Consider the following 1,297-nt stretch of genomic DNA (forward strand, 5'->3'; position numbering starts at 1 on the left):
GCGTGGGACGCCCTCGGCGAGCCGGTGGACCGCGAGCGATGGGCGGCGGCCCGGTGGACCGTGCGGCCCCGCGCCGAGGTGGCCGGGTTCTACGAACGCGGCTACCGCGAGTACCTGGCCGCCCTCGACCGGGCCCGCCCGCACTGGGCCCCGGTGTCCTGATCGACGACGTGGTGATCGAGGAGCAGAGATGACCCGCTTGTACGACGATCCGGCGACGTTCAGCGACGACATGGTGGCCGGGTTCGTGACGGCACACCCCGACCGCGTGCGCCGGGTGCCCGGCGGGGTGGTGCGCGCCACGCGACCCCGCCGGGGCAAGGTCGCCGTGGTCACCGGCGGCGGATCCGGGCACTACCCGGCGTTCTGCGGCACCGTCGGTCCCGGCTTCGCCGACGGGGCCGTGGTCGGCAACATCTTCACCGCCCCGTCGGCCGAGGACGCCCACTCGGTCGCCCGCGCGGCCGAGCGGGGAGGCGGGGTGGTGTTCTCCTTCGGCAACTACGCCGGGGACACCCTCAACTTCGGCCTCGCCGTGGAGCGCCTGCGCCACGACGGGATCCCCGCGCACACGGTCGTGGTCACCGACGACGTGGCCAGCGCCCCCGCCGAGTCGCGGGACCGGCGTCGGGGCGTGGCGGGCGACTTCGTCGTGTTCAAGGTCGCCGCCGCGGCGGCCGAGGAGGGTTACGACCTCGCCGAGGTGGTGCGCGTCGCCGAGCACGCCAACGCCCGCACCCGCAGCCTCGGCGTGGCGTTCGACGGCTGCACCCTGCCGGGCGGCGACGACCCGCTGTTCACGGTGCCCGCCGGTCGGATGGGGCTGGGCCTGGGCATCCACGGCGAGGCCGGCATCTCCGAACGCGCCCTGCCCTCCGCCGCGGAGCTGGCGCAGACCCTGGTCGACGGGGTGTTGGCGGACGCGCCGGAGGCCGCCTCCGGCCGGGTGACGGCGATCCTCAACGGACTCGGCGCGACCAAGTACGAGGAACTGTTCGTGACCTACCGGACGGTGGCCCGGCTGTTGGCCGAGGCGGGGTTGGAGGTCGTCGCCCCCGAGGTGGGCGAGCTGGTGACCAGTCTGGACATGGCGGGCTGTTCGCTCACCCTGACCTGGCTGGACGACGAGCTGGAACGGCTGTGGCAGGCGCCTGCCGACACCCCCGCCTACCGCAAGGGCACCGTCGCGCCCACCGGACCGGTGGAGCCGGACGACGACGGGGATGCGGACGCCGCCGCACCGGACATGGCCGCACCGATCACCGTGGCGGCGGCCGACGGCCGGGCCGCGGCGTCG

1 protein-coding gene is annotated in these 1,297 nt (G+C 75.3%); it reads left to right on the forward strand.

Annotated features, from left to right (window positions below):
• Positions 1 to 190: 190 nt before the first annotated feature.
• Positions 191 to 1,297: dihydroxyacetone kinase family protein (locus tag SACPADRAFT_RS25360; RefSeq protein WP_007027654.1), on the forward strand; the 1,107-nt coding region annotated here is incomplete at its 3' end.

The organism is Saccharomonospora iraqiensis subsp. paurometabolica YIM 90007 (assembly GCF_000231035.2).
Taxonomy (GTDB): Bacteria; Actinomycetota; Actinomycetes; order Mycobacteriales; family Pseudonocardiaceae; genus Saccharomonospora; species Saccharomonospora paurometabolica.